Below are 17,410 nucleotides of genomic sequence, written 5' to 3'. Positions count from 1 at the left end.
GCCGTGTCCGCCACGCCGGTCAGCCGACGGGCCACTGGGCCACGCGGCTCCTGGGCGGTTCCGCTTGATCGTGCTGTACGCGGCCGTTGCGGATGGTCCCGCGCCAGGCCCCTCCCGCCTGCCCCAGCCCTTCGATGAACTGCTTGAACCTCCCGAGTTCGCCGCGTACCAGCCGGGCGGTCAGGCTGGTGGCCGCGGAGGAACGGGTGAGGACGCCCGCGGCTCCCCGGGGCTCCAGCAGCAAGCGGACGGTGAGCGCGGTGCCGCCGGAACCCGTCGGCCTGAACTCGACCTCGCCCTGGTGGGAGGGGTGCTGCTCCAGACCGCGCCAGGCCAGGTAGGCATCGGGGTCCTGCTCCACGATCTCGATCGCGAAGCGGTGGCGCAGGGGTCCGTAGCCGATCGTCCAGGCGGTCACGGTGGGCCTGATCTGCTCGACGCCCCGCACCACGTCGGAGAAGCGCGGGAAGGTCTTGAACTGCGTCCACTGGTCGTAGGCCGTCCGCACCGGCACCGCGATCCGGACCGTCTCCTCGACATGCCGCTCCCGCAGCGGACGCCGGCGCGTGACACCGTCGGTGCGCGTCCCCGCTGTGTTCGGCACGACCTGCCGTGCGTCGTCGGCATGCGCCATCGTGATCCGCCTTCCGGTGTCTGCGGGGCCGGACGACCGGGCTGCCGGCCTCCTCCGTGCGTCAGGGCTGCTACTACGGTTCCCCCATCGCGCCCTTCGAGTCACTTCGGTGCGCCGAGGCACCCGCCCGGTCCCCCCCGGGCGCCGCAGGGGCCCGTATCCCGTCCCGCCCCGGAGGGGGTGTCCGCCCGCCCGGTGGAATCCGGCCCGGTACCGCGGGCATTCGGCGGCATCGCCGGGCTGCATGATCATGTCGGCTGTCTCATGGAGGCATGCCCAATCCTTCCCGGCGGACCCTGCTCCGCGCCTCGCTCGCCGTGCCCGGCGCCGGCCTGCTGCCCGCCTGCACCCGGTCCGGTCCCGTACCGCGTTCCGATCTCCAGGGATACGGAAGCCCGCGGACGTTCGTCCCGGACGGCCCACGGGGGTACGTCAACCCGTCCGACCCGGAGGTCCTCGCGGCCGAGCGCGCCCGCGGTCACGGGCCGGTGCGCACATACCGCCTCACCGCCGCCGAGGCGCGGCTGGACCTGGGCGGGCGTACCGTCCGGAGCTGGGCGTACGACGAGGCGCTGCCGGGGCCGTTGGTCCGCGCGAGCGCCGGGGAGGTGCTCGACGTGACCCTCGCCAACCGGCTGCCCGCCACCACGACGCTGCACTCCCACGGCATCCGGCTGCGCTGCGACATGGACGGTGTCCCCGGCCTCACCCAGCCACCCGTCCGGCCCGGCACCGACTTCCGCTACCGCTTCGCCGTCGACCACCCGGGGACGTACCTGATGCACTCCCACGTCGGGATGCAGGCGGACCGGGCCCTGTACGCGCCGCTGATCGTCGACGACCCGCGGGAACCCCTCGCCTACGACGCGGAGTGGATCGTGGTGCTGGACGACTGGCTCGACGGCGTGGAGGGTTCCACCCCCGACGAGGTCCTGGACCGGCTCAGACCCGCCGGCGCGATGACCTCCGGCCACGCGGCCATGGGCCCGGACCGCCCGGGCTCCGGCGCACCGGCCTCGACGTCCCCGTCGCCCGCCCGGAGAGCCGCAGGACCCTCCCGGGTGCTGCACGGGTCCCGCAGCCGGATGCTGCACGGGGTGGCCGGCCATGTCGACCACCCCCACCACCTGGTCAACGGACGTCTGCCCGACCGTCCGTCGGTGTTTCGCTGCCGCCCCGGCGACCGCGTCCGGCTGCGCATCATCAACGCGGGTGCCGAGACCGCCTTCCGCGTCGCGCTGGGCGACCACACCATGACGGTGACGCACACCGACGGCTATCCGGTGCGGCACAAGGAGACCGACGCCCTCCTCGTCGGCATGGCGGAGCGGTACGACGTCCTCGTCACCGCCCGGGACGGCGTGTTTCCCCTGGTCGCGCTGGCCGAGGGGAAGAAGGGGCAGGGCCTCGCCGTGCTGCGCACCGGCAAGGGGACCAGGAACCTCCCGCCGGCCGATGCCCGCCCGGACCAGCTCGACGGACGGACCGTGCCCGCCCGCCGTCTGGTGCCGGACGACTCGGTGGCCCTGGAGGACCGCGAGCCCGACCGCGAACTGCGCATCCGCATCACCGGCGGCATGGACGAGTACGACTGGGGTTTCGACCACCAGGCGTACGCGCCGGAGCGGCGCCACCCCGTGCGGGCCGGCGAACGGGTCCGCCTCACCCTGATCAACGCCACCGACATGTGGCATCCCATGCACCTGCACGGCCACACCTTCGCCCTCGCCGGTCTGGACGGAGCGGGCGCCCGCAAGGACACCGCGGTCGTGCTGCCGCACCGGAAGCTGGTGGTCGACCTGGATGCCGACAACCCCGGGCTGTGGATGCTGCACTGCCACAACCTCTACCACTCGGAGAGCGGCATGATGACGGTGCTCGGCTACCGCAGGTGACGGCCGCGCCGGCCGAAGCGACCCCGGGTGTGCCGACGCTCAGAGCGCGGCATCGTCGCGCACGGTCGGGGGGCGGTCCGCGATGGCGTCGACGATGGCCGCCACCCCCGCGCGGTCGGTGGGCCGGGGGTCGACGGAGTTGTGGATCGAGAAGCCCTCGACCAGCGCGTCCAGGGCGCGCGCCGTCAGGGGGTCGAAGTGCCGGGCCAGGGACTCCCTGCTGGCCCGCATCCAGGACCGCATGACCTCACGCACCTCGGGATGGCGCGCGGCGAAGGCGTAGAGCTCGTAACTCAGCAGCAGATTGCGGTCGGTTCCCCAGACCTTGCCGCTGATGATCTCCACCACCGCCTCCCGCGCCTCCTCGGGTGTCCGGGCCGCGTCCAGCAGCGCCCCGTAGCGCGAGGAGACGGACTCCGCGAGGCGGGTGAAAGCTGAGGTGAGCAGGGACTGCATGTCGTCGAAGTAGTAGGTCAGCGAGCCCAGCGGCACTCCCGCGGTCTCGGCGATCCTGCGATAGGTCACCTTGATCGCGCCGTGCTCGGCGATGACGTCGAGCGCGGCGTCCAGGATCCGCTCGCGCCGCCGGGGGTCGTTGGGTCCGCGGGAGCTGCCTGCCATGTCCCTGGCCCGCCCTTCTCTTCCGTCTTCCACCGGCACCATCGTAGTGTGTACGTTTGTACATACCTGGACCGAGGCCCGTGCCCATGTCTCGCTCCTCCATGACCCAGCGGAGCCTTCTCTTGACAGAGCGCACTGTGGACCGACGCCGTACGGCCCTGTTCCTGTTCTTCTTCCTGCCCGGCATCGCGATGTCCTCCTGGATCACGCGCACTCCGGACATCCGCGACCAGTTGGAGGTGTCCACCGCGCAGATGGGGCTGGTCCTCTTCGGTCTCTCCGTCGGCTCCATGAGCGGGCTGCTGTGCTCCGGCCGCCTCGTGTCGAGGTTCGGCACCAGACCGGTCATCGGGTTCGGCGCCCTGCTGATACCCGTGAGCATGCTGGTCATCGGCGCCGGTGCCACTCTGCCGTCCCCGCCCCTGGTCGCCGTGGGACTCTGCGTCTTCGGCATCGGCATGGGCGCGGGGGAGGTGGCGCTGAACGTGGACGGCGCCGACGTGGAGCGCACGGCCGGCAAGGCGGTCCTGCCCTTGCTGCACGGCGGCTTCAGTCTCGGCACGGTCGTCGGAGGCCTGCTGGGCATGGCCGCCACCGCCGTGGCCTTCCCCGTCCACTGGCACCTGGTCGCCGCCGCACTGGTCGCGACCGCCGTCCTGCCCTACGCGTTGGCCGGTGTCCCCTCCGGGGTCGGCCGGCGCGCCGCGCGGCAGACCCCCGACGCGGAGCGCGGCTCGGCACCCTCACTGTGGCGGGACCGCGGACTCCTGCTGATCGGGGCCATCATCCTGGCCATGGCGCTCGCCGAGGGCGCCGCCAACGACTGGCTGCCGCTGCTCATGGTCGACGGCCACGGACTGGACGCCACGGTCGGCTCGCTCGTCTACGTGGGCTTCGCCGCGGCGATGACCGTGGGGCGCTTCAGCGGAGAGTTCTTCCTGGAACGGTTCGGCCGCGGCGCCGTGATGCGCGCCAGCGCCGTCTCGGGCGCCCTGGGCCTGGTCCTGGTCATCTTCTCCGACAACGTCGTCGTGGCGTCGGCCGCCGTCCTGTTCTGGGGGCTGGGCGCGTCCCTGGGCTTCCCCGTGGCGATGTCGGCGGCGGGTGACTCGGGCCCCGACCCGACCGCCCGGGTCAGCCTGGTGGCCACCATCGGGTACACGGCCTTCCTGGTGGGGCCGCCCGGCCTCGGGTTCCTCGGGGACCACTACGGGCTGCGCCCGGCGATGACGCTGGTGCTGGCCTTCGTCGTCGTGGCCGCCTTCCTGGCGCCCGCCGCCGACACGCGCGGCCGCGGTTCCACGGCCGTCCACAAGGAGCCCCGGTCCGAGGACTCGGACACGTCCCCGGCCCAGCTGCCCTGAGCCCTCCGGCCCCGGCGGGCGCACAGCGGACCGGCCGGCCCTGCACACGGGCTCGCCGCACGGAGCCGGACGTGCGCACGTCGCCCTCGGGGTGTCGTCGGCGGGGTATGCGGGGCGATGCGGGGTACAACAGTTGCTGGCTCCTGCTGCCAGGAGCTGGAACACGCACACAGGGCTGTTCCCGGGTAGAACGAAGGATCGACAGCATGGCCAGCGGCACCGTCAAGTGGTTCAACTCCGAGAAGGGCTTCGGCTTCATCGAGCAGGATGGTGGAGGCCCGGACGTCTTCGCCCACTACTCCGAGATCGCGGGCAGCGGCTACCGCGAGCTGACCGAGGGCGAGCACGTCACCTTCGAGATCGGACAGGGCCAGAAGGGCCCGCAGGCGCAGAACATCGTACGGGGCTGACCGTACGGCGGTGGTCCCGGCTTCGGCCCCGGGGCCACCGCCCGCTTCACGGGGCCGTGCGGTTCCGGAGGGCGCCGGAGAGGGGAAGGCGCCGGGGAGGGGAGCGCCTCACCCGCATGCGCCGCGCCGCTGCCGGACCCGGACGTGCCGCCGGTGCGGGTCCCCGGATCAGGCCGCAGAAGCAGGTGCCAGCAGGTCGGCGGGGATACCGCCCATGTCAGGGGCGTAGAAGTTCCTGATCTCGGTCTCCCAGAGGTCCACCCGGACCCGGTCCTCCGCATCGGGCTCGAAGGCTTCGAAGAGCGCATGGATGTTCGGCAGATCGAAGCCGACCCCTCGCAGCATGCCGGTGAACACCGGTCGGCTGACCATCCCGCTCCCGTCCACGTCACCGAAGTGCGCGAAGCCGGACGCGAACGCGTCGATCGCTCCGCTGAAGCGCTCCGGCGACAGAACGCACGCCTGGTACTCGTCGTAGGTGATCCGACCGTCTTGGTTCGCGTCGAGTTCGCTGACCAGGGTGTGCCAGTAGCGCGTGAACCCGGCGCGCATGGCCTGCTTCCGGGACTCGTCGGCATCGGGTACGGCTGCGGCGACCCGGCTGCTCATCAGCTCGAAATCGTCGGATTCCAGGACACCGTTCCCGTCGGCGTCGAACAGGGTGAACACGAGCTTGACCCGGTTGATGGCTTCCTCGCGCATGGACTCTTGCCTTTCGTCGACCCGGGGCGGGACGGCCGTGCATGACAGCCGCTCCGTATATGTGCGCGACGGCCCGGCCGCGCCTGCGGCGGATGAGGCCGGCACGCGTGCCTGGGCGGCAGCCGTGCCCGCCCGACCCCTCGTAACGCCGTCGCGCTGTCACTATGCGGGCTGCGGATTCGAGGGCCCCGGGAAAGGCGTTCACTTCAGCAGAACGAATGAACATGGCTCGCTTGCGGCATGAAACGCGCGCTCGGACGAGAACCGATGCGGACCGGCGCGCACGGCGCACTGGACGGGCCGGCCGTGCCCCGTTCCCTTTCCGCACGCTCTACCAGCGGTCGAGGGCGGCGGAAATGATGAGCACACCGCACATGAACCAGGTGATCCGCACCCCTGTGCCTCGGCCAGACGGACATGCGGTGGAAGGAGCTCATGATGTTGCTTCTCATCTCCCCGGACGGTGTCGAGGAGGCCCTCGACTGTGCGAAGGCGGCGGAACACCTCGACATCGTCGATGTCAAGAAGCCCGACGAAGGCTCGCTCGGCGCCAACTTCCCCTGGGTCATCCGGGAGATCCGCGACGCGGTGCCGGCCGACAAGCCCGTGTCCGCCACGGTGGGAGACGTCCCGTACAAGCCGGGCACGGTGGCTCAGGCGGCGCTCGGCGCGGTCGTCTCCGGCGCCACGTACATCAAGGTCGGCCTCTTCGGGTGCACGACGCCCGAGCAGGGCATCGAGGTCATGCGGGCGGTCGTCCGTGCGGTGAAGGACCACCGTCCCGAAGCGCTCGTCGTCGCCTCCGGATACGCCGACGCCCACCGGATCGGCTGCGTCAACCCACTGGCCCTGCCCGACATCGCCGCGCGTTCCGGTGCTGACGCGGCCATGCTGGACACCGCGGTCAAGGACGGGACACGCCTGTTCGACCATGTCCCCCCGGACGTCTGTGCCGAGTTCGTGCGGCTGTCCCACGCATCCGGTCTGCTCGCCGCCCTCGCGGGCAGTGTCGGGCGGAGAGACCTGGGTCCGCTGACACGCATCGGTACGGACATCGTGGGCGTGCGCGGGGCGGTCTGCGAGGGCGGGGACCGCAACGCCGGAAGAATCCAGCCGCATCTGGTGGCCGCCTTCCGGGCGGAGATGGACCAGCAGTCCCGGAAGCACGCTGCCGGCGTTCCCGCCGCGGACTGAGCACCGCATGCCGACCACTGTCACAGACCTGTTTCCCGAAAGCCCGACAGCGCGGATCGCCGTCGTCGACCCGGCCACGGGAGAAACCTTCGACGAGGTCCCCGACCAGCAGCCGGACGAATTGGACGCGGTGGTCGACCGGGCACACCGGGCCTGGCAAGGCTGGCGCGCCGATCCCACCGCCCGCACCGCCGCGTTGCGCAAGGCCGCCGACGCCGTGGAGACTGCCGGTGACGAACTGGCCCGGCTGATCACCCGCGAGCAGGGCAAACCTCTGACCGAGTCCCGAGCGGAGATCGCCCGCACGGCCGCCCGCCTGCGCTACTTCGCGGACCTGGCTCCCAGGAGGCGGCGCATCACCGACGGACGGCCCGTGCACAGTGAGATCCGCTGGCGCTCGCTCGGGCCCGTCGCGGCGATCGTGCCGTGGAACTTCCCCGTCCAGCTCGCGGCGGCGAAGTTCGCGCCCGCGCTCGCTGCGGGTAACACCATGGTCCTCAAGCCCTCCCCGTTCACCCCGGTGGCCACCCGGCTGCTCGGCTCCGTCCTCGCCGCTGTCCTGCCCGAGGACGTCCTGACGGTCGTCACCGGCCGCGAGCCCCTCGGCGCCCGCCTCGCCTCGCACCCGCGCATCCGGCACGTCACCTTCACCGGCTCGGTGCCCACCGGACGTGCCGTCGCCCGGGCGGCGGCGGCCTCGCTCGCGCGGGTCACCCTGGAACTGGGCGGCAACGACGCCGCCGTGCTGCTGGACGACGTCGAGGTGGACCGGATCGCGGACCGGCTGTTCTGGGCCGCGTTCCGCAACTGCGGGCAGGTCTGCATGGCCGTCAAACGCGTCTACGTCCCGGCCCGGCTCCACACCGAGCTCGTCGAAGCCCTCGCCCATCGCGCGAAGACGGTCACCGTGGGGGCCGGCCTCGACCCGGAGACCCGGCTGGGCCCGGTCAGCAACGCTCCTCAGCTGGCCAGGGTCGCACGGGTCACGGAGCAGGCGCTGGCGGCCGGTGCCCGGGCGGCGGCCGGCGGCCACCGCCTGGACGGCCCGGGTTACTTCTTCGCTCCCACGATCCTGACCGACGTACCGACCGGCAGCGCGGTGGTGACCGAGGAACAGTTCGGACCGGTCCTGCCGGTGCTGCCGTACCGGAGCCTCGACGAAGCCGTCGACGCCGCCAACGGCACCGGATACGGACTCGGCGGATCGGTCTGGGGCACCGACCCGGACCGGGCCGAGGCGGTGGCCGACCGACTCGAATGCGGCACGGCCTGGGTCAACCACCACGCCGAACTGTCCCTCGCGCAGCCCTTCGCGGGCACCCGACACAGCGGTGTCGGCGTAGCGGGCGGTCCGTGGGGGCTGTACGGCAACCTCCGGCCGTTCGTCGTCCACCGCCCGCAGGAGGAACAGGGATGAGGTTCCAGGCGGCCGTACTGCGCTCGTACGAGGCCCCTTTCACCGTCGAGGAGATGGTCCTGCCCACGGAACCAGCCGTCGGCGAGGTGCTGGTCGAGATCGCCGGCTGCGGGATGTGCCGGACCGATCTCGCGGTCCGGCGGTCGGGCGGCCGCAGCCCGCTGCCGGCGGTGCTCGGCCATGAGGGCTCCGGGGTGGTGGTGCGCACGGGCGGCGGCCCCGACGCCGGGATCGGCGTCGGCGACCACGTCGTGCTGAGTTTCGACTCCTGCGGCGACTGCCGCAACTGCCGCAGTGCAGCCCCCGCCTACTGCGACTTCTTCGCCTCCCTCAACCTCTTCGGCGGGCGCGGCGAGGACCCGCCGCGCCTCACCGACGCGGCCGGAGTGGCCATGGCCCCCCGATGGTTCGGCCAGTCCTCGTTCGCCGCCTACGCACTGGTCCCGGCCCGCAACGCCGTCCGCGTCGACCCCGCGCTGCCCCTCGAACTGCTCGGCCCGCTCGGCTGCGGGTTCCTCACGGGCGCCGGAGCCGTCCTCAACAGCTTCGGCGCCGGCCCCGGCGACACCCTCGCGGTCTTCGGCGCGGGAGCAGTGGGCCTGGCCGCGGTGATGGCGGCCGCTGCCACCGGCACGCTGACCGTCGCCGTCGACAGGCACCCCGAACGGCTTGCCCTGGCCGAAAAGTTCGGCGCGATCCCGCTGCCTGCCGCGACGACCGGACTGCCCGACCGGATCCGGCGGTTGACCGACGGGGGAGCGCAGTACGCGCTGGACACCACGGCCTCGCCCCTGCTCGTCAACGACGCGCTGCGCGCTCTTCGCCCCACGGGCGTCCTCGGCCTGGTGGCACGTCTCCACACCGCGCTGCCGCTCGAACCGGGAACGCTGGACCGCGGCCGCGGCATCCGCCACATCTGCGAAGGCGACGCCGTACCCGGAGTGCTGATCCCCCGCTTGACCGGTATGTGGCAGGCCGGTCTCTTTCCCTTCGACCAACTGATCCGCACCTACCCGCTGGCCGACATCAACGAGGCCGAAAGCGACTGCGAAGCGGGCCGTGTGGTGAAGCCCGTCCTGCTCCCGGAGAAAGGAAGCCGATGACAGAGACATGCGGCACCGCGGACTCACCGGGTCGGACAGGCGGGCACCGTTCGGTCCCCGCTCCGGCCGACGAAGAAGGCAGCGCCGGCACGGCGCCGCGGCACATGGACAACGGAGAGGTGGACGGGGGAGTGGGACTGACCGCCCTCCTGGTCGCCGCGGCCCGGACGATCGAGACCCATCGCCACGACAGCCTGGCGCAGGACGTCTACGCGGAGCACTTCATACGCGCCGCCCCGGTGTGCGCGGACTGGCCGGTGCGACCGGACCGGGTCCCGGACGGAGACGCCGATCCGCTGTGGGGGCGGTTCGCCCGCTACTTCGGTCTGCGGACCAGGGTCCTCGACGACTTCCTCCTCCGGTCGGTCCGCGGCGACGCCCGGCAGGTCGTCCTGCTGGGCGCAGGGCTGGACACCCGCGCCTTCCGGCTGGAGTGGCCGCCCGGCTGCGTGCTCTTCGAGATCGACAGAGCGGGCGTGCTGGCGTTCAAGCACCGGGTACTCACCGGTCTGTCGGCCGTCCCGAAGGTACGGCGCCTCGCCGTACCGGTCGACCTGCGAGCCGACTGGGTCCCCTCGCTGACCGCCGCGGGGTTCGACCCGACCGCGCCGAGCGTCTGGCTCGCCGAGGGGCTGCTCTTCTACCTGCCGAGCCGCGCCGAGACGTATCTCATCGACACGGTGGAACGACTGACCACCAGTGGCAGCGCACTGGCCTTCGAGGCCAAGCTGGAGAAGGACCTGCTGGCCTACCGCGACAGCGCGATCTACACGGCGACGCGGGAGCGGATCGGCATCGACCTGCTCCACCTCTTCGACAAGGGGCCGCGCCCCGACTCCGCGGGCGACCTGAAAGCCAAGGGGTGGTCCACCTCGGTACACACCCCCTTCGACTTCACCCACCGACACGGCCGCGGCCCCCTCCCCGAGCCGAACGACGCGCTGGAGGGGAACCGGTGGGTGTTCGCGCACAAGCCCCTGGCCTGACCCCCCCCACGTACGGTGGCCTGCGCGAGCACGGCGGACGCGAGCCGACAGCGGACGCGTGAGGCGGCGGCACCGTAATGGTGGTCCGTCGAAAATCCGCGCGGTATCAGGCCCTGCTTGCGGCAGGATGCTGTCGTGCATCACGTGCTGTGCGGTCTGGCCGCCAACAGGAGTCTGCCGTCCGAGCTGCTCGACCGGCTGATCGCGGTCGCGGACGCCGACATCGCCGTGGACCTGGCACAGCGGGCGGACCTCAGCCGCGCGCAGGCGGTGGCCCTCGCCTCGCGCGTCGAGGAAAGCGCGGTGCCGCTCGCGTACGCGGGCCTGCTGACCGCCGACGACGTCGATCCCGCGACGCGACCGGACGCCGCGCTCGCCCTGCTGGCCGAACGCGCCGGACGGGTGGAGTGGACGCGTGCCTTCGCGGAGGACCCGGTCGTCGAGCGCCGGGAGAAGCTTGCCTCCTGTCCCGGCCTGCCGCCCGACGTGGTCGAGATCCTGGCCGCCGACCCGGACGTCGGGGTCGTCGCGGAGCTGGCGTCGTGGACCTCACCGGAGACGGCCGTCGGACTCGCCGGGCATCCACACGCCGAGGTCCGCCGGGCCGTGGCGGCCAACGAAGCGACGCCCCCGGCCGTCCTGGCGGCGCTGCTCACCGGCGAGGGGCTGCCTCCCGCGCAGCGGTGTGCGGTCTGCGAACGCGAGCAGATCCCGTTCACGCACGATCCGCACTGCCCGCGCCTCGACTGCGACCTGCCGTCGGGAGCCTCCTGCGACGGCTCCCACGAGTCCAGCACGCACGAGACACAGCGGATGGCCCTGCTGAATCCGGCCACCCCCACCGAAGCCGTCCCGGACTTCGCGGAGCACCCTTCGGTGCTGCTGCGCTGGGCGCTCGCCGGGCGCCGAGATCTGCCGCCGGAGGTCTGCGCCCGGCTCGCCTCCGATCCCAACCCCGGGGTGCGCGCCGACCTCGCCGAGAACCCCGCGATCGACGACGCCGTGACCCACGTACTGGCCGGCGACCGGGAGCACGAGGTGCGGCGGCGGCTCGCCCACCACCCCCTCGTACCGCTCGACGTACTGATCGACCTGGCCCGGACCACCAGGATCGGTGCCACGCTGCTGCCGCGGATCGCTTCCGCGTCCCCCGACGAGGTCGAGGCGCTGGCCGCGTCACCGGACCCGGCCGCCCGGCTGCTCGTGGCCCAGCGGCGTGACCTGCCGTCCGTCGTACGGGAGGCGCTGGCCGCCGACTCCGACGCGAAGGTGGCCAAGTCCGTCGCCCCGCACCCGGGTCTCCCGGAGGGCATGCTGCGCGCCATGCTCGGACGGCACGGAGCCCAGGTCGCCGCCCAGGTGGCCGCCAACCCGGATGCGACTTCGGCACTGCTGGAGACGCTGGCCCGGCAGAAACCCCCGGTACGGAAGGCGCTCCGGGCCATCGCGGCACACCCGAACGCGTCGGTGCCGGCGCTGCTGGCCTGCCTGGCCGACGCGCGGGCCAGGCCCGTGGCGGCCCGGCACGCGGCCCTGCCCCCGTCGGCCGCCGAGAAGCTCCTCACCGACACCGACCCACAGGTGGTGGAGGCGGCAGCGGCCAATCCCTCGCTGCCACGCGACGTGATGTCGGCTCTGATACCGCGGCCACAAGGTCGTGGGTCCGCCTAGCCGCTCCGGCGGGCGGTGAGCAGCAGGTACTCCCATTCGATGACACCGTCCCGCAGCGCGCCTCCCGCCAGGTCGGCGAGGGCTGTGTCCAGGGCGGCGGTCCGCTCGGGGTCGTCGGCGAGGTTCCGGTAGACGGCGATCGTCGGTCCGTAAGCGGTCTTGAAGAACTCGCGGAACTCCTCCGGCTCGCCGAACGCGTCCACGCGGATCTTCCGTCGGTGCGCTGCGACGCCGGTGACCCGGTCACCGAGCAGGGCCCGTACGTGCTCCTCCCGCCCCCACAGCGGCGGCGGCTGGGCCCCCGGAGGAGGCGGCGGCGCGTACGGCTTCATGACGGCGAACATCTGCCCGATGAATCCCTCGGGCGTCCAGCTCAGCAGCCCGATCGTGCCGCCGGGCCGGCAGACCCGCACCAGTTCGTCGGCGGCGGCCTGGTGGTGCGGGGCGAACATCACCCCGACGCAGGACATCACGGTGTCGAAGGCGCCGTCCTCGAACGGCAGCGCCTCGGCGTCCGCCTCCTGCCAGCGCAGTACCGCGCCACGCGCCTCCGCCTCGGCGCGGCCCACGGCCAGCAGCTCGGGGGTGAGGTCGGAGGCCACCACGTCGCCGCCGGCGAGGGCGGCGGGGATCGAGGCGTTACCCGATCCGGCGGCGATGTCCAGCACCCGGTCCCCGCTCCTGATCGCGCAGGCCTCCACCAGGGCGGGACCGAGAGCCGACACGACGCGCGTCGCGACCGCCGGATAGTCACCCAGCGCCCACATCGTGCGGTGCTTCGCCTTGAGCGCGCGGTCGGCCTCACGCGCGTCCGCGGTTCCGGTCATGGAATCCGCCTCCCTCGTCGGTACGGTGCCGATGACCGCTCTCCTTCGAGCATAGGAACCCGACGGACCCCCGGCCCGGCGAACGCCGCCCGACCGACCGCGCCACGCCCCCAGAGCGACCTCGCTTCCGAGGTTCTCAGCGTGCACCTCCGCCCGTGCCGGATGTCAGACGGCCGGTGTGTCCGCTTCGGGCGCGCGACCGCCGGAGGTCGCCTGATAGCGGAGACCGTCCATCAGGAGGTCGAGGAGGCGTGTCATCCGGGCGTGGTGTTCGGGGGTGGTGGCGGCGAGGGACAGGCCGCTGAGACTGAACAGCACGTCTTCCGGTTCGATGTCCGCGCGCAGCAGGCCCGCCGCCGTGCCGGCCCGGAGCAGGTCGGTGATCGCGCCGGTGAGCATGGTGCGGCTGCGGGAGAAGGGATCGCCCCCGGCCGCGATGAGGGCGCGTAGCGTGTCGGACATCCCTCGCTTGGTGGTCATGTAGCGGACGAAGCCGTCCATCCAGGCGCGCAGGGCGGCGTCCGGTGGTCCGGCCTCCAGAAGCTCCGAGGCGGAGTCGCAGAGTTTGGCGAGTTCGCTGCGGTAGGCCGCCTCGACGAGCTCCTCGCGAGTGGCGAAGTGGCGGTAGAGCGTGCCGATGCCCACTCCCGCTTCCTTGGCGATCGCGTCGAGGGTCACGTCCGGCCCGTCCTGGGCGAAGGCGCGCGCGGCCACCTCGATCAGTCGGTCGCGGTTGCGGCGCGCGTCGGCGCGCAGCGGCCGGGGGGCGGGGGCGGTCACCTGGTTCTCCTCCTGTTGCAAACGGAGCCTCCTCCGTTTAATCTCGAATTATGCGGAGCCTCCTCCGGTTTCTACTCTATCCGCCGCAGCCGCAGCCGCAGCCGCAGCCGCAGCCGCAGCCGCAGCCGCAGCCGCAGCCCAAGCTCATGCCTCTGGCCAGACGGGAACGACCATGAACGCCAGCACTTCCACCTCACGCTTCACCACCCCCTTCGGCGCGGAGTCCACCGCCGCCGAGGTCGTCTCGGGTGTCGACCTGACCGGCCGCCGTGCCGTCGTCACCGGTGGCGCCTCCGGCATCGGCGTCGAGACCGCCCGCACCCTCGCCTCGGCCGGCGCGCACGTGACCCTCGCCGTCAGGGACGTCGACGCCGGTGCGCGCACGTGTGAGGACATCGCCGCGACGACCGGCAATCAGGGCGTGCGGGTCGCGCACCTGGATCTGGCCGATCAGGACTCGGTCGCCGCGTTCGTCTCCGCTTGGGACGGGCCCCTGCACATCCTGGTCAACAACGCCGGTGTGATGGCCTCACCGGAACTGCGCACGCCGGAAGGCTGGGAACTCCAGTTCGCCACCAACCACCTCGGGCACTTCGCGCTGACCATCGGTCTGCACCCGGCCCTGGCCCGGGAGGGCGGCGCCCGCGTCGTGGCCGTCAGCTCCAGCGCCCACCACCGTTCCGGGGTCGTCTTCGAGGACATCCACTTCCGGCGGCGCGCCTATGAGCCCTGGTCGGCGTACGGCCAGTCGAAGACCGCCAACGTACTGTTCGCGGTCGAAGCGGCCAAACGCTGGGCGGCGGACGGCATCACCGTCAACGCGCTGATGCCCGGCGGAATCCGGACCAACCTCCAGCGCCACGTCTCCGACGCGGAGCTCGCCCGGTTGCGCGCCCAGGCGCCGGGTGGCGCGGAGCTGAAGTGGAAGACGCCGGAGCAAGGCGCGGCGACCTCCGTCCTGCTCGCCGCCTCACCGTTGGTCGAGGGGGTGAGCGGCCGCTACTTCGAGGACTGCAACGAAGCCGTCCGCGGCCTGTTGGGTGCGCGTACCGGCGTCGCGGACCACGCCCTGGACCCCGAGGCGGCCGCCCTGCTGTGGCAGATCTCCCAGGACACCCTGGTCGCCAAGGGCTGAACGGCCTCGGACGCCGATGCGCGCTCGGGCCGCACGGCGGCTCATCCCCGATTCCCGGGCGAGGGGCGAGGGCGCGACCTGTCCTTCCGGCAGTCGCCCCGAGGTTTCAGTCGGCTGCTATGCCGCGGCCGCGCAACTCGTCCTGAAGTTCCGGGCCCAGGAACTCGGAACCGAGTACTCGCCGGAGCTTCGGAAGGAGGGTCAGGTCGTCGAGCGAGGAGATGTCGAACAGGTCGTCCTCGCCGTCCCAAACGGGAGCACACTCCTGATAGACCTCGTTCCCGCCGTCCATGCACAACTCCTCGACTTCCGCCAGGAGTTCATCGCTGATCTCCAGCGATTCGAAGAAGGCGCGCGCCTCGGGCACCACCTTGTGGTCCAGGCCGCGCCGGTGAGCGTACTCCCAGGGGTCGCCGCCGAGGCCGCGCTCCCGCAACAGGTCGGCGAGCCGGAACCGAGGAGTGAGCTTCTCATCGATGTACATGAGCTGCTCGACGACGACGAGCTTGAAGTTGAAGTCCTTGAACTGGGTCATGCGCACAATCTAGGCCGCGTCGAGTACGGCAGGTTCACGCGGTACGGGCCCCGTTCACCGGCACCGCCGCCGCGGGGACGGCATTCCCCGGGTGGGCCTGCCCGGTCGGGCACGGGAGTGGGTGACACGCCACGGACGGCGGATGGCACGGGCACGCTGCCGAAGGTGTGCCGACCGCCGATTTCCGCAGCCGCGTCCGTCTTCGCCGAAGGGTTCGTATCGGGGGTTCAGACTGCCCGAAAGCTGCCCGCATTCAAAGGAGTTGGCGGATGGCCGAGGTCACCTGGCAAACCCTTGTCACAGGAGTTATCGACCCCTAGTCTCTAAAACGCTCCTGATGCGATCCCCACTTCGTCTCGTGGAGGTTCCTCGTGCTGCACGGTTCCCGACCGGGCTTTCTCCCGCAGGCCTGCCGTACGGTCGGCCGGTCCACCCGGCGGCTTTCCGGCGTCGGGATCGGGAAACGAGAATCAGTGGCCATGACAACGTTATCCTCCGTATTCGGACGCCGTCCGCCTCGGCGCCGTCCGCTCCGCTCACCTTGACAACTCCCGGGAGGCCGACGCCCGCCGCCGGCCCGCCCGAGCGGCGCGGAACACCCGGGCACGGCCACCGACGAGGTGGTTCGTGCCGCCCTCAGGCGCCCGCCGACACCCAGGCACGGCGCCGCGGGTCCGCTCCGCGCTCGCAACCCCTTCCCAGCCCCCACGCGCAGGAAGAAGGACGGTACGTTCGTGGCGACCACGAGTTTCCCCGACGCCTCACCCGGCAAGAAGAGGAATGCCGCCGCCGCTCCGGCTGCCCCCGCCCACCGCGCCCCGACAGGAGGCGGTGTGCGCCGCGGCGCCTCCTCGGCGGACGCCTGGACGGCCCACGTCTCCCCGGGGGACCCGGTCGTCACGGCCGCGGAACCGGAATTCGCCCGCCAATTCGGCTTGCGTGCCGACGAGATACGCGGGTGCCGACTTCTCGACCTCCTCCGTTCTCCCGTTCCGGCAAGGCTGCGGGAGCAGTTCACCTTCCTCTCCTCAGGACGCTGCCGGCGATTCACGGAAACGGTGACCTACCGGGACGGCACCGGACGGGATTTCCTGGCGGAACTCACGGGGGTCGCCGTCAGGAAACCCTCGGGCGATGTCTTCGGCGTCGTCATTCTGCTGCGCAGGGCGGGAGCGGCACACCGTGCGACGGACATGCGCCGGGCGGGGGACGGGCGCGGACCACAGAAGGGCACCCTGGCGGAGGCCGCCGGCGGGCCCGTGCTCAGCGCGCTCGACGCGCAGGTTCTCGAAGGCGTCGCGCACGGAGAGTCCACCGCGCAGTTGGCCTCCCGTCTCTATCTGAGCCGTCAGGGAATCGAGTACCGCGTCGGGCAGATGCTGCGGAGGTTCGAGGCGCCCAACCGCCCCGCCCTGGTGGCGCGTGCGCACGCGCTCGGGATGTTCGCCGCCGGCCAGTGGCCCCCGCGCGTTCTGCCGGAACGCGTGCGGTAGCACGGTCCGCGGTTCTCCGAAGGTCCCGGCAACGTGGCCGTGGCGGTGTCACACCGCCACGGCCATTGCGCGTACGGGAGACCGGCCGTGACGCCGGCCGCCGTGTCACGCCGCCGAGGGCAGCCACGCCTCCTGGAACCGCCGGCGGGCACGGAAGAGACGGGAGCGAACCGTGCCCACGGGCAGGGCGAGCACCTCGGCCATCTCCTCTTCGCTCAGTCCGTAGGCGCGCAGGGTGAGGACCTGCCGGTGCGCCTGGGACAACCGCTCCAGCACATCACTGATATGCACCGCGTCCAGGGGATTCGCCTCCTGCCGCGACTCCAGCTCGGAGCAGCTCCGCTCCTCGCCGTAGCGCTTGGCGGTACGGACGGCCTCGCGGACCGTCACCGAGCGCACCCAGCCGTAGAACGCGGCCGGTTCGCGCAGGGACCCCAGGCCGCGGTAGATGGCGAGCAGCGCCTCCTGCGTGGCGTCGGCCCCGTCGTCATGGGTGATGGAGCGGCAGATCCGAGCGACGTAAGGCGTGATGCCGGTCAGCAAGCGGTTCATCGCCTGCTCGTCGCCCGCCTGGGCTCGGGGGAGCAGTACCAGGGGAGAGGGGAGTTCGCTGACGGTGGACATGTCGGACAGAGACTCCTTA

General features: G+C 72.0%; 17 protein-coding genes. 10 read left to right on the top strand and 7 right to left on the bottom strand.

The window, feature by feature from the left end; genetic code table 11:
* Positions 1–19: 19 nt before the first annotated feature.
* A complete protein-coding gene (locus tag AC07FV_RS16140; protein ID WP_479087749.1) occupies positions 20–634 on the bottom strand; it encodes an SRPBCC family protein in 615 nt (204 codons plus the stop codon).
* Between the two features lie 272 nt (positions 635–906).
* Between AC07FV_RS16140 and AC07FV_RS16135 the strand changes: the two genes are divergently transcribed.
* A complete protein-coding gene (locus AC07FV_RS16135; RefSeq protein ID WP_479087748.1) occupies positions 907–2,529 on the top strand; it encodes a multicopper oxidase family protein in 1,623 nt (540 codons plus the stop codon).
* 39 nt (positions 2,530–2,568) lie between these two features.
* On the opposite strand, the gene AC07FV_RS16130 is transcribed toward AC07FV_RS16135, so the two are convergent.
* A complete protein-coding gene (locus AC07FV_RS16130; protein WP_479087747.1) occupies positions 2,569–3,150 on the bottom strand; it encodes a TetR/AcrR family transcriptional regulator in 582 nt (193 codons plus the stop codon).
* 101 nt (positions 3,151–3,251) lie between these two features.
* On the opposite strand from AC07FV_RS16130, the gene AC07FV_RS16125 reads away from it, so the two are divergent.
* Together AC07FV_RS16125 and AC07FV_RS16120 are read left to right on the top strand one after the other, a co-directional pair.
* Positions 3,252–4,514 (top strand): MFS transporter, encoded by a 1,263-nt coding sequence (locus AC07FV_RS16125; RefSeq protein WP_479088037.1) that lies wholly within the window; start codon positions 3,252–3,254, stop codon positions 4,512–4,514.
* A 206-nt stretch (positions 4,515–4,720) separates the two neighbouring features.
* The gene (locus AC07FV_RS16120) at positions 4,721–4,924 is read left to right on the top strand and encodes a cold-shock protein (protein WP_053126239.1); all 204 of its coding nucleotides are present in this window, start codon (positions 4,721–4,723) and stop codon (positions 4,922–4,924) included.
* A 168-nt stretch (positions 4,925–5,092) separates the two neighbouring features.
* Here the strand turns inward: AC07FV_RS16120 and AC07FV_RS16115 are convergent, their stop codons facing one another.
* Entirely contained in the window at positions 5,093–5,626 is a 534-nt protein-coding gene (locus AC07FV_RS16115) for an EF-hand domain-containing protein (RefSeq protein ID WP_479087745.1), read from the bottom strand.
* Positions 5,627–6,064: 438 nt separating this feature from the next.
* On the opposite strand from AC07FV_RS16115, the gene AC07FV_RS16110 reads away from it, so the two are divergent.
* The 5 genes from AC07FV_RS16110 to AC07FV_RS16090 all read left to right on the top strand — a co-directional run bounded on the left by AC07FV_RS16110 (position 6,065) and on the right by AC07FV_RS16090 (position 11,997).
* Positions 6,065–6,820 (top strand): (5-formylfuran-3-yl)methyl phosphate synthase, encoded by a 756-nt coding sequence (locus AC07FV_RS16110; protein ID WP_391969109.1) that lies wholly within the window; start codon positions 6,065–6,067, stop codon positions 6,818–6,820.
* 7 nt (positions 6,821–6,827) lie between these two features.
* Positions 6,828–8,237, top strand: coding sequence for an aldehyde dehydrogenase family protein (locus AC07FV_RS16105; protein ID WP_479087744.1), 1,410 nt, complete (start codon positions 6,828–6,830; stop codon positions 8,235–8,237).
* Positions 8,234–9,340: an NAD(P)-dependent alcohol dehydrogenase gene (locus AC07FV_RS16100; protein ID WP_479087742.1), complete on the top strand. Its 1,107-nt coding sequence runs from the start codon at positions 8,234–8,236 to the stop codon at positions 9,338–9,340. Before AC07FV_RS16105 ends, AC07FV_RS16100 begins: the two co-directional genes overlap by 4 nt.
* Positions 9,341–9,444: 104 nt before the next feature.
* Positions 9,445–10,326 carry a class I SAM-dependent methyltransferase gene (locus AC07FV_RS16095; protein ID WP_479087741.1) on the top strand — a complete coding sequence of 294 codons (882 nt, stop codon included), beginning with the start codon at positions 9,445–9,447 and terminating at the stop codon, positions 10,324–10,326.
* Between the two features lie 135 nt (positions 10,327–10,461).
* Positions 10,462–11,997 (top strand): hypothetical protein, encoded by a 1,536-nt coding sequence (locus tag AC07FV_RS16090; protein ID WP_479087740.1) that lies wholly within the window; start codon positions 10,462–10,464, stop codon positions 11,995–11,997.
* Here AC07FV_RS16090 and AC07FV_RS16085 read toward each other — a convergent pair.
* Positions 11,994–12,824: a class I SAM-dependent methyltransferase gene (locus tag AC07FV_RS16085; protein ID WP_479087738.1), complete on the bottom strand. Its 831-nt coding sequence runs from the start codon at positions 12,822–12,824 to the stop codon at positions 11,994–11,996. The genes AC07FV_RS16090 and AC07FV_RS16085 overlap by 4 nt on opposite strands.
* Before the next feature lie 165 nt (positions 12,825–12,989).
* Complete coding sequence (locus tag AC07FV_RS16080) at positions 12,990–13,625, bottom strand: TetR/AcrR family transcriptional regulator (RefSeq protein WP_479087736.1); 636 nt, start codon at positions 13,623–13,625, stop codon at positions 12,990–12,992.
* Between the two features lie 151 nt (positions 13,626–13,776).
* Here AC07FV_RS16080 and AC07FV_RS16075 point away from each other — a divergent pair, with 151 nt between their 5' ends.
* Positions 13,777–14,739 carry an SDR family NAD(P)-dependent oxidoreductase gene (locus tag AC07FV_RS16075; protein ID WP_479087734.1) on the top strand — a complete coding sequence of 321 codons (963 nt, stop codon included), beginning with the start codon at positions 13,777–13,779 and terminating at the stop codon, positions 14,737–14,739.
* 106 nt (positions 14,740–14,845) lie between these two features.
* Here the strand turns inward: AC07FV_RS16075 and AC07FV_RS16070 are convergent, their stop codons facing one another.
* Entirely contained in the window at positions 14,846–15,274 is a 429-nt protein-coding gene (locus AC07FV_RS16070; protein WP_479087732.1) for a DUF6892 domain-containing protein, read from the bottom strand.
* An 833-nt stretch (positions 15,275–16,107) separates the two neighbouring features.
* Between AC07FV_RS16070 and AC07FV_RS16065 the strand changes: the two genes are divergently transcribed.
* Positions 16,108–16,767 (top strand): helix-turn-helix transcriptional regulator, encoded by a 660-nt coding sequence (locus AC07FV_RS16065; RefSeq protein WP_479087731.1) that lies wholly within the window; start codon positions 16,108–16,110, stop codon positions 16,765–16,767.
* Positions 16,768–16,872: 105 nt separating this feature from the next.
* Here the strand turns inward: AC07FV_RS16065 and AC07FV_RS16060 are convergent, their stop codons facing one another.
* Complete coding sequence (locus AC07FV_RS16060) at positions 16,873–17,391, bottom strand: RNA polymerase sigma factor (RefSeq protein ID WP_479087729.1); 519 nt, start codon at positions 17,389–17,391, stop codon at positions 16,873–16,875.
* Positions 17,392–17,410 lie beyond the last annotated feature (19 nt).

It is taken from the genome of Streptomyces sp. NPDC045956, assembly GCF_056430705.1.
The sequence above is the reverse complement of the archived record's forward strand: the minus strand, read 5'-3'. Positions and strand labels throughout refer to the sequence as shown.

Excerpts from the sequence above, each read along its gene's own strand:
- AC07FV_RS16140 (WP_479087749.1), bottom strand. The coding sequence starts at position 634 with ATGGCGCATGCCGACGACGCACGGCAGGTCGTGCCGAACACAGCGGGG.
- AC07FV_RS16135 (WP_479087748.1), top strand. The coding sequence starts at position 907 with ATGCCCAATCCTTCCCGGCGGACCCTGCTCCGCGCCTCGCTCGCCGTG.
- AC07FV_RS16130 (WP_479087747.1), bottom strand. The coding sequence starts at position 3,150 with ATGGCAGGCAGCTCCCGCGGACCCAACGACCCCCGGCGGCGCGAGCGG.
- AC07FV_RS16125 (WP_479088037.1), top strand. The coding sequence starts at position 3,252 with ATGACCCAGCGGAGCCTTCTCTTGACAGAGCGCACTGTGGACCGACGC.
- AC07FV_RS16120 (WP_053126239.1), top strand. The coding sequence starts at position 4,721 with ATGGCCAGCGGCACCGTCAAGTGGTTCAACTCCGAGAAGGGCTTCGGC.
- AC07FV_RS16115 (WP_479087745.1), bottom strand. The coding sequence starts at position 5,626 with ATGCGCGAGGAAGCCATCAACCGGGTCAAGCTCGTGTTCACCCTGTTC.
- AC07FV_RS16110 (WP_391969109.1), top strand. The coding sequence starts at position 6,065 with ATGTTGCTTCTCATCTCCCCGGACGGTGTCGAGGAGGCCCTCGACTGT.
- AC07FV_RS16105 (WP_479087744.1), top strand. The coding sequence starts at position 6,828 with ATGCCGACCACTGTCACAGACCTGTTTCCCGAAAGCCCGACAGCGCGG.
- AC07FV_RS16100 (WP_479087742.1), top strand. The coding sequence starts at position 8,234 with ATGAGGTTCCAGGCGGCCGTACTGCGCTCGTACGAGGCCCCTTTCACC.
- AC07FV_RS16095 (WP_479087741.1), top strand. The coding sequence starts at position 9,445 with ATGGACAACGGAGAGGTGGACGGGGGAGTGGGACTGACCGCCCTCCTG.
- AC07FV_RS16085 (WP_479087738.1), bottom strand. The coding sequence starts at position 12,824 with ATGACCGGAACCGCGGACGCGCGTGAGGCCGACCGCGCGCTCAAGGCG.
- AC07FV_RS16075 (WP_479087734.1), top strand. The coding sequence starts at position 13,777 with ATGAACGCCAGCACTTCCACCTCACGCTTCACCACCCCCTTCGGCGCG.
- AC07FV_RS16070 (WP_479087732.1), bottom strand. The coding sequence starts at position 15,274 with ATGACCCAGTTCAAGGACTTCAACTTCAAGCTCGTCGTCGTCGAGCAG.
- AC07FV_RS16060 (WP_479087729.1), bottom strand. The coding sequence starts at position 17,391 with ATGTCCACCGTCAGCGAACTCCCCTCTCCCCTGGTACTGCTCCCCCGA.